Source organism: uncultured Rothia sp. (assembly GCF_937976295.1).
Taxonomy (GTDB): Bacteria; Actinomycetota; Actinomycetes; order Actinomycetales; family Micrococcaceae; genus Rothia.
This window is the reverse complement of sequence record NZ_CALJRY010000041.1, coordinates 1-8,766: the sequence shown is the minus strand read 5'-3', so window position 1 is coordinate 8,766 and position 8,766 is coordinate 1. Positions and strand designations below refer to the sequence as shown.

The following is an 8,766-nucleotide window of genomic DNA, read 5'->3' as shown; positions in this document are numbered from 1 at the left end:
TCTTCCGATCTTGATGTCGCTTCCGGAGGGTATAGCTACCCTGTGCTCCGGTGAGGTGCGTCGCGTGGAGGGGCGGTGTCGTCCGTAGTGACATCAGGGTGCCCGAAGCGAAGCGAGGGCGGGTTCCCTGTAGGAACGAGGACGAATACCGCTTCCCAAGCGGAGCTACGAAAGCGGAACCGCAAGCTACTGCCGGAAAGAACTAGCCCCAGAGGAACTGGATCGTACCCGCTGCAATAGATGCACCGTACGCAACCACAATGATGAGTGCGGCAGCAATGCACACGTGCACATCACGCGGCGAATAGGAGGGCACACGAGCCCAGGTGCGTTCGCCCGCGCCGAAGCCGCGCGCCTCCATGGTGATGGCGAGGCGGGAGCCGCGGCGGATAGCCTGCACGAGCAGGGCGAAGCTTTGCCCGCCGAAGGTTTGGGCGCGTCCGATGAGGGATTGGCCCGCGCCGAGTCCGCGGGCGCGTCGTGCCTGGCCGAGGGCGTTCCATTCGGCGAAGAGAATGCCGACCAGGCGCAGGGCGGCGACGGTGGCGAGCACGAACCGGGAGGGTAGTTTGAAGGTTTGTGCGAGGGAGTCGCCCAGGTCGGTCGGGTCGGTGGTGAGTACGAACGCGAGGGTGGGTAGAACCATGGCGAGGGAGCGGATCATCATGGCTGCGCCGACGGCGGCGGAGTCGGTGGTGATGCTGTTGAAGCCGAGGTCGAGGATCACGTCGCCGCTTTTGGCGCTGAGCATGGCGACGGACCAGCCGGTGGTGATGACGGCGACGAGGATGGGCCAGAAGCGGGCGAGGACGTTGACGGGTCGGAATCCGACGAGGATGAATCCGAGCAGTTCGAGGGCGAAGAGGATTCCGGAGGTGAGCGGGTCGCGCACGATGAGTGCGGCGATGATGAGGGTGAAGGAGACGATGAGTTTTACGCCGGCGTTGAGGTTGCTGAAGTAGCTGGTTCGGTCGATGGTGCCGAAGAAGTCGGTGTTCATGCGTTCTCCTTTCTGGGGGTGGTGAGGGCGGGTAGGGTGATGGATTTGCCGCCGAGTGCGGCGGTGTAGTCTTCGTCGTGGGTGATGGAGATGACGGCGGTGCCGCCTGCGAGTAGTTCACGGATGAGGTCGACGAGTTCCGCCCAGGTTCTTGCGTCTTGGCCGAAGGTGGGTTCGTCGAGGATGAGGATTTTGGGTGCGGTGGCGAGTGCGGAGGCTACGGAGAGTCGTCGTTTTTCGCCGCCGGAGAGGGTGAAGGGGTTGGCGTCGAGGAGCTGGGTGAGGCGTAGGTGGGTTGCGAGTTCGTTGGTGCGGGCTGCGAGGTCGTCTTCGTCGAGGGGGTTGCGGGTGAGTGCGGCGAGTCGGCGGGGGCCGAGTTCGAGTTCTTCGCGTACGGTTCCGCGGATGAATTGGTATTCGGGTTCTTGGAAGACGTAGCCGATGCGGCTGAGCATTTGGGCGGGGGTCCAGGTGGGCACGTCCCAGTGGGCGCGGTTTTCGCGCTCGCCGCCGTGGTTGCGGTCGTGGTTGCCGCCGTGGTTACGCAGTGCGTCGGTGGCGGTGAGGGTGCCGTCGGGTGCGGTGAGGAGCCCTGCGAGGGTGAGCGCGAGGGTTGATTTGCCGGCGCCGTTGGGGCCGAGCACGCTGAGGTGTTCGCCGGCGTGCAGGGTGAGGTTGATGCCGCCGCGCAGTACGGGCAGGTCGACGGGTGCGGGGGCGGGGGTGTCGCCGAGGCGTTTGATGGTGCGTCGGCGTGCGCGTCGTTGTTTGGGGGTGGGTTGTGCGCGGGTGATGCTGAGGTTTTCAGCGCGAAGTAGCGCCTCGCCGCGCTCACTTTCGCCGCCTGCAGCCTCGCCGGTTACAGGGTTGCCGGTCTGCGGCGCGCGCGGCACGTAGTTGGGTACCCACACGCCCGCGTCGATGAGGTCTTCGCGCGCTTCGGTGAGTACGGTGTCGGGTGCGCCGTCGTGGGTGATGGTGCCGCCTTCGCCGAGCACGATAATGCGGTCCATGTGCGGCGCCCAGATGCTCACGCGGTGTTCTACGACGAGCAGGGTCGCGCCGGTGTCCCCAGCGGCGGAGAGGATGCTGTCGCGGACTTCCTGCACACCGGAGGGGTCGAGGTTGGCGGTGGGTTCGTCGAGGATCATGGCGCCGGGGTGCATAGAGAGGATGCCCGCCAGGCCGAGGCGCTGCTTCTGCCCGCCGGACAGTGCGCTGCTGGGGTGGTCGAGGGGTAGGTCGGTGAGTCCTACGGCGGTGAGTGCTTCGGTGACGCGGTCCCAGATTTCTTCGCGGGGTACGCGTAGGTTTTCGGGGCCGAAGGCTACATCGTTGCCGATTGTTGCCATGACGATGGAGGATTCGGGGTCCTGCTGCATCATGCCTGCGGTGCCGCGTGCTTCGGCGGGTGCTTGCCCGTTGATGGTGATGGTGCCGCCGGCGGATTCGCCGTCGTCATCGTGGAGCACACCGGCGATGGCGTGCAGGAGCGTCGATTTGCCGGCGCCGGAGGTGCCCAGCAGCAGGACTTTTTCACCGGGGTTGATGGTGAGGTTGAGTCCGCTGATGACGGGTTCTGGGCGTCCGGGGTGGTGCCAGCTGAAGTTGTTGAGCTCGATGCGCGCCCCGCGCGGTGTTGCTTCCATGATGGTTCCTTAGCCTTTTGTGTGGCTGCTGTAGTGTGCCGAGTGGTGACTCGTGGTGAGTGGCTAGTTGCTGGTGGTTAGCGGCGGGTCTTGCCGGATGCCAGCGAGGAGAGCACACCGGTCTTGGCGAGGTTCTGCACGAGAATCCACGCCAGGAAGCCTGCGATGACTGCGCCGGAGATGACGGAGCAGGCTACGTAGATGATTGCCTTGACCGGTTCCATGTCGGGGTAGTAGATGAAGATTTCGTTAACGCCCATGAACAGGCCGCTGAGTGCACCGGCGAAGATGGCGACGGTTGCGTTCCAGCGGTTGTAGCGGAAGATTGCGAAGGCGATTTCAGCGCCGATGCCCTGGAAGAAGCCTGCGATCAGGATTTCGCCGCTCCACGCACCGCCGGTGAAGAGTACGGAGATGAATGCCGCGACGATTTCGCCGAAGAGCGCCGCGCCGGGCTTGCGGATGAGCAGGCCGCCGAGGGTGCCGCCGAGCAGCCATGCGCCGGCGACGATGGGGCGGAATTCGGGTGCCGCTACGAGTGCGGCTTTGGCGGCGGGGCCGACTGCGATGTCCCAGATCCAGAAGATGACGGCGCAGGCTACTGCAATAACCGCGGCGATAACGATTTCGTTGACTCGCCAGCGCAGGTTCGGCTTCTTCGCTGCGGTCTGTGCGGTCTGTGCGGGTGCCTGGGTAGATTCCTGGGAGGCGGGGGTTACGTTCTGTGACATTGGTGGTCCTTCCGTCGTTGGAAGGGGAATGTCCTCGCCCTCTGATTGGACGAGGGCATTGAGAAGAAATTCGACTCCCTACGCCGGTACTAACCGGATCAGGTTCGAGGGTCTGCTTAGCACTCTCAGCGCCTCGGTGGCGCTCCCCTGTCGTTTTGGGTTCCTTGTCCGTACCGTTGTGGTGCGGGTGGAAGCCCAGGTTCGATTGTAGGCGCGTCTGGCTGTTCGTGCCAATTTACCGCTTTTTGTTTCGCTCTTCTGCCCACATCACAGAATTGCACGGTGTACAATTTTGGTACGGAGAGGCTCCGAAGCGGCACGAACGCCTTAAACCCTATACGCTAGGGAGTGGCGCTCTTTTCTCGCCCAACCCGAAGGGATTCAAGGGCGAGACGCCGCATCGTATACAGCTAAGGAGATACACATGAACCCCGTCGCTAAGCTTGCTATTACGGGTATCAACTTGGGCGCAACCGCCCTGGTCGGCAAGGGCCTGGGCGCAGCCTGGACCAAGGCTACCGGTAACCAGCCTCCCGCCATTTCCCACGACTCTGAAGACACCCTGCGTCAGGTCATCCTCTGGACCGTTCTGACCTCCGTCGTCGGTGCTGTGGTGAGCTTCGGTATTGCTCGCCTGCAGCGTCGTTTCTTCAACTAAGACTTTGCGCCTTCCGCGCGAAAGTTCATGAACTAGGCGGTACGTATCTTCACTCGGTACGTACCGCTTGGTGTTCCATCTTCAGCACGCCCGCTCTACTTCAGCCGACTTCATGCCGCCGCTACGCTGAAGCGCCACCTCGGCATCCGAAAGCACAACTATGACTATTTCTTCTCCCCGCCGTAAGACGAAGGCTCCGCGTAGGGTCGTTGACCACGCGAACAGCCGCCGTTCGGTCGCGTCCTGGGTCATGTGGGATGTTGGTTCGTCGAGCTTCGACTCGATTATGATGACCTTCATCTTCACCGTGTACCTGACCAGTAGCTATTTCGGCACTCCCGAAGAGACCTCCTCGGCGCTGTCTCTGGGTCTGACCATTGCCGGTTTCCTCATTGCGATTCTGGCGCCGGTGACCGGTCAGCGTAACGACAAGTCTGGCCGCGGCATCTTCTGGCTCGGCGTGAACACGCTACTGCTGGTCGGTTCGATGGCGGCGTGTTTTTTCGTGGCTCCCACCCCGCAGTACCTGTGGCTGGGTGTCACCCTGATTTCTGCGGCGAGCGTGTTCAGCGAGTTCGCGTACGTGAACTATAACGCGGTGCTGCCGCGTATCTCTCACCCGGATAATATCGGTAAGATTTCGGGCGCCGGATGGGCTGCCGGCTACATTGGCGGCATCCTGGCGCTGGCTGTGGTGCTGTGGGGTTTTGTGCTTACCCCCGAGGTGCTCGGCCTGACCACCGATAACGCCCTGAATATCCGTGCGGTCGCGCTGTTCGCCGCCGCGTGGTGCCTCATCTTCTGCGTGCCGCTGCTGGTTCGTATGCGCACCCGCGAGCGCTTCCTGCCGGAGGTGCTGCCCACCCGCGAGCTGCGTTTCCTGGAGCTGGGTCTGGAGCGTTTCTCCCCGGCTCGTCAGGGCGGTCTGCTCGCCTCCTACAAGGCGCTGTGGCGCACGATTCGTCGTCTGAAGATGACCTCCCCGCAGACCCTGTGGTTCCTGATTGCTTCGGCGGTGTTCCGTGATGGTCTGTCCGGTATTTTTACGTTCGGCGGTATTCTTGCGGCGGGTACGTTCGGTTTCAGCACGTCCGAGGTGATTCTGTTTGGTATTGCCGGTAGCGCTGTCGCGGCGGTTGGTGCGATTCTGGGCGGTTACCTGGATGATTACCTGGGCCCGAAGGCAATTATTGTTATCTCGCTGGTCGGCATTATCTTGGCGGCTACCCCGCTGATGTTCTTCCCCGAACCGGGCGTGTTCTGGGTATGCGCCCTGCTGCTGTGCCTGTTCGTGGGCCCGGCGCAGTCGGCGTCCCGCACCTTCCTGGCTCGCCTGGCTGATCCCGGTACTGAGGGTGAGCTGTTCGGCCTGTACTCGACCACCGGTCGTGCCACCAGCTTCCTGGCGCCGATGCTGTTCGGTCTGTGCGTGAGCATCATGGGCGCGCAGATTTGGGGTGTGCTCGGTATTCTGATCGTTGTGGTGGCGGGTCTACTCCTGCTGCTGCCGGTGAAGGCGCCCGGTCCGCTGCGTGTGCGTGCGGCTCGCCGCGAGCATAAGCGTGAACAGAAGCGCCGCGACAAGGCCGCCCAGTAGGGTTGCACGGTAAGGCGCCGCGGGGCTAAGCGTCCAGCAAGCCCCGCAAACATGACCTTGCAAACGCAACCCCGCAAACGCAAAGGGAGGGGCGGGTAGAAAATCATTCTTCTACCCGCCCCTCCCTTGTGCTTAAGTAGCGCCTATCAAGCAGAGCTCAGAGAGCCGCGCCAGAGGACCGCGGAGGCTAGTCCTCCACCACGTCGTCCTCATCATCAGAGACAGCATCCTCAGAGGAATCCAGCGCAATCTGCTGCTCCTCCTCATCCAGAACCTCATCGCTGGTCATCTGAGCCCAGGCCGCGTCATCAATCAGCGGATCATCAATCACACGAACCCACAGCATCGAACCAGCCGCCATGGTGCTCAGGTTCTCGTCATACGCCTCCGCAGGCAGACCCTCAAAAATCTCAGCCAGACGAGCAAACAGGTTATCGTACGAAATGTCGCCCTCAGCCTGCAGCCAGCACTCCGCCGCAAACTCAGACAGCTCATTCAGCTCAGTGTCACACAGCAGCAAGAACGGGCCGTCCTCACCCACACGCACACCCGAAGTACCCGGCATACGAGACACCGCAATCGTACCGTTCAAGAACACACCCGGCAGGTGATCCTCAACCGTGTACTTCTCCAGCTTCTCAACCTCATCAGCATTCGGCAGCTCACCACCATTGAGCAGATCCTGAACCAGCGGCAGAGTATCCTCAACCTCCGAGTACACCAGGCGCCACACGCCACCGCAACGCTCCACCAGCTTAGCCAGCGACACAACACCCTCAGGGTGACGCGCCAGACCCGAGCTCTGCTCACTCAAGAACACCAGAGCCTCATGCAGCGGAACACGCTCAAAATACGGCTCAGAAGCCGACTCATCACGAGAAATGAACACAATACGCGACAGCTCATAGCTGCGGTCATCACGATCAACCACGTTCAGGCCCAAATCCACCGGGTTCTGCTGATCCTTCGGCGCATTCGGGTCAACAATCACCGACAGCGGCTTCGGGTACGGCGACACAACACCCTCATCCGAAATAATCGCAGTCTCATCCGTCAGGTACGCAAACTTCGAACCCAAGAAACGCGACGCAGTCGTCTTACCGCTACCAGAAACACCCACCAGCGCCACAGCGCGCTTCGACTCAGGGTCACCAATAACAGCCGCATGCAGCATCACACCGCGACCAACCAGCTGCTCAATCATCGCCAACGTAATACGGCTCGTCAGATCCTGCATACCCGAATCGTCATCAGCCACACGCAGCGTCGAAACCTTATCAAACGAACCCATCAACGGATTCGCCAAATCCATCACCGACTCATCAGTCGGCGTATGAACCAACATCACCTGGTCAAAACGAGACAACGAAGCATACGCCTCATCAGGAGTATCAAAAAACTCCGGAGCAAGAGGCTCCCACGCCTTCTTAAAACGCTCCACAAAAGAGTCCGACATATCAATCAGATACAAAGAAACTTCCGCGCCAGCAACACGCAGAACAACAGGCTTCAGATTCATCAAAAATCCTTAGAGAGTGAGAGATAAAAACCCGCACGCGAGTGAACGCACGAGCACAACAGGCGAAAAAACCGCCCAACGCGGGCGCACAAACACACAGCCTGCACGCCCGCACCCCAAAGCGGGAAAGACTAAGACTCAGAACTATCAGTCGGAATCATCGTCTGATGAAAATTCAAATAACTACGCGAAGCAGTCGGGCCACGCTGACCCTGGTAACGGTTACCATACGCACCAGAACCATACGGATGCTCAGTCGGGCTACTCAAACGGAAGAAACACAACTGACCAACCTTAGAACCCGGCCACAACATAATCGGCAAAGTCGCCATATTCGACAACTCAAGCGTCACATGCCCAGAAAAACCAGGATCAATAAAACCAGCCGTAGAGTGAGTCAGAAGACCCAAACGACCCAACGACGACTTACCCTCCAGACGGGCAGCCACATCATCAGGCAGAGTCACCTTCTCATACGTAGAACCCAACACAAACTCACCCGGATGCAGAATAAACGGCTCATCAGGAGCCACCTCCACCAGGCGCGTCAAATCCTCCTGCGGCTGAGCAGGATCAATATGCGGGTACTTATGGTTATCGAACAGACGGAAGAAACGATCAATCCTCACGTCCACACTTGCAGGCTGAATCATCGACTCATCGAACGGTTCAAGAACGATGCGCCCATCAGCAATCTCTTGACGAATATCGCGATCTGAAATAAGCACGATTAAAGGATACCTGGCAAACACCACCCACGTGCAGGCATCCACCAGCCCCAGCACACAGTCCTACATCACATTTCAACCCCGCCACCCCGCCCACAAACAGCCGCAACACATTTCACCTCGACACATTTCACCCCCGGCAAGCAAGCGCGATACACTGAAAAAGATGCGGCTGTAGCTCAATGGTAGAGCGCACGCTTCCCAAGCCTGATACGCGGGTTCGATTCCCGTCAGCCGCTCCAAAAGCCCCGGACTTCGTCGCGGGGCTTTTTCCGCGTCTGAGGCGGGAATCGCTTCCAGGCGGAAATACATTCCCTCGCGCGCTCGGGATTTCCGCCTTCCAGCCCGTCAGCCGCTCCAAAAGCCCCAGACCTCATGGTTTGGGGCTTTATTTTTTGGGTTGGATGTGGTGGTTGGGCTCGGTTGGGTTGGACGGGTCGAGGCGGTATGTTCCTTGCTCCTGCAGGGAACCCGTCCTCGCTCCGCGTCGGACACCCTGATGTCGCGACGGAACATACCGCCTCTCCCCTACTACCCTCCCCCTCCCTGCGGTACGAGGTAGGGTGCGGCTGCGTGGCAGGGATGCGAACCGCGGGACACTCGGCTTGGGAAGACTGTGCGGGAACGGGGAAGGGGAATACTCGGGTTAGGTACCGCTGGTAGCTCGCCACGAGAGGCAGATAGGTATTTGGGTGCCGAGGCGGTTCCGCAGGGACGTTGGAGTGCCTTCCCGCAGGCTTGCGGTGAAAGGGGTCATCGAGAAAGGGCTTGCTGTAGCCCCATGTGCGCGCGCGGCTCAGCTATACCTTCCTGAAGCGACATCAGGGTGCCCGAGCTCTGCGAGGGCGGGTGCCCCTGTAGGAGCGAAGGAAGTGTATAGCGTG

Annotated in this window: 7 protein-coding genes, 1 tRNA gene and 1 riboswitch; of the genes, 3 read left to right on the top strand and 5 right to left on the bottom strand. The window is 60.7% G+C overall.

Annotated elements, in window-relative coordinates:
- Positions 1-202: 202 nt before the first annotated feature.
- From Q0216_RS01130 to Q0216_RS01120, 3 genes are all read right to left on the bottom strand, one after another.
- Entirely contained in the window at positions 203-1,000 is a 798-nt protein-coding gene (locus tag Q0216_RS01130) for an energy-coupling factor transporter transmembrane protein EcfT (RefSeq protein WP_298592252.1), read from the bottom strand.
- Complete coding sequence (locus Q0216_RS01125; RefSeq protein ID WP_298592249.1) at positions 997-2,649, bottom strand: ABC transporter ATP-binding protein; 1,653 nt, start codon at positions 2,647-2,649, stop codon at positions 997-999. The genes Q0216_RS01130 and Q0216_RS01125 overlap by 4 nt, the downstream gene beginning before the upstream one ends.
- Positions 2,650-2,726: 77 nt before the next feature.
- The gene (locus Q0216_RS01120; protein ID WP_298592246.1) at positions 2,727-3,380 is read right to left on the bottom strand and encodes an ECF transporter S component; all 654 of its coding nucleotides are present in this window, start codon (positions 3,378-3,380) and stop codon (positions 2,727-2,729) included.
- A gap of 58 nt (positions 3,381-3,438) precedes the next feature.
- Positions 3,439-3,539: riboswitch (TPP riboswitch) on the bottom strand.
- A gap of 265 nt (positions 3,540-3,804) precedes the next feature.
- Here Q0216_RS01120 and Q0216_RS01115 point away from each other — a divergent pair.
- Positions 3,805-4,038: a DUF4235 domain-containing protein gene (locus Q0216_RS01115; protein WP_298592243.1), complete on the top strand. Its 234-nt coding sequence runs from the start codon at positions 3,805-3,807 to the stop codon at positions 4,036-4,038.
- A 160-nt stretch (positions 4,039-4,198) separates the two neighbouring features.
- Entirely contained in the window at positions 4,199-5,635 is a 1,437-nt protein-coding gene (locus Q0216_RS01110) for an MFS transporter (RefSeq protein ID WP_298592241.1), read from the top strand.
- A 187-nt stretch (positions 5,636-5,822) separates the two neighbouring features.
- Here the strand turns inward: Q0216_RS01110 and Q0216_RS01105 are convergent, their stop codons facing one another.
- Positions 5,823-7,154, bottom strand: a complete 1,332-nt coding sequence (locus Q0216_RS01105) for a septin family protein (RefSeq protein ID WP_298592240.1) — start codon at positions 7,152-7,154, stop codon at positions 5,823-5,825.
- A 131-nt stretch (positions 7,155-7,285) separates the two neighbouring features.
- Positions 7,286-7,882, bottom strand: a complete 597-nt coding sequence (dcd, locus tag Q0216_RS01100) for a dCTP deaminase (protein WP_298592237.1) — start codon at positions 7,880-7,882, stop codon at positions 7,286-7,288.
- Between the two features lie 168 nt (positions 7,883-8,050).
- Here dcd and Q0216_RS01095 point away from each other — a divergent pair.
- Positions 8,051-8,124 (top strand) — tRNA-Gly (locus Q0216_RS01095).
- Positions 8,125-8,766 lie beyond the last annotated feature (642 nt).

Coding starts and splice junctions, on each gene's coding strand:
- Q0216_RS01130 (WP_298592252.1), bottom strand. CDS start 1,000: ATGAACACCGACTTCTTCGGCACCATCGACCGAACCAGCTACTTCAGC.
- Q0216_RS01125 (WP_298592249.1), bottom strand. CDS start 2,649: ATGGAAGCAACACCGCGCGGGGCGCGCATCGAGCTCAACAACTTCAGC.
- Q0216_RS01120 (WP_298592246.1), bottom strand. CDS start 3,380: ATGTCACAGAACGTAACCCCCGCCTCCCAGGAATCTACCCAGGCACCC.
- Q0216_RS01115 (WP_298592243.1), top strand. CDS start 3,805: ATGAACCCCGTCGCTAAGCTTGCTATTACGGGTATCAACTTGGGCGCA.
- Q0216_RS01110 (WP_298592241.1), top strand. CDS start 4,199: ATGACTATTTCTTCTCCCCGCCGTAAGACGAAGGCTCCGCGTAGGGTC.
- Q0216_RS01105 (WP_298592240.1), bottom strand. CDS start 7,154: ATGAATCTGAAGCCTGTTGTTCTGCGTGTTGCTGGCGCGGAAGTTTCT.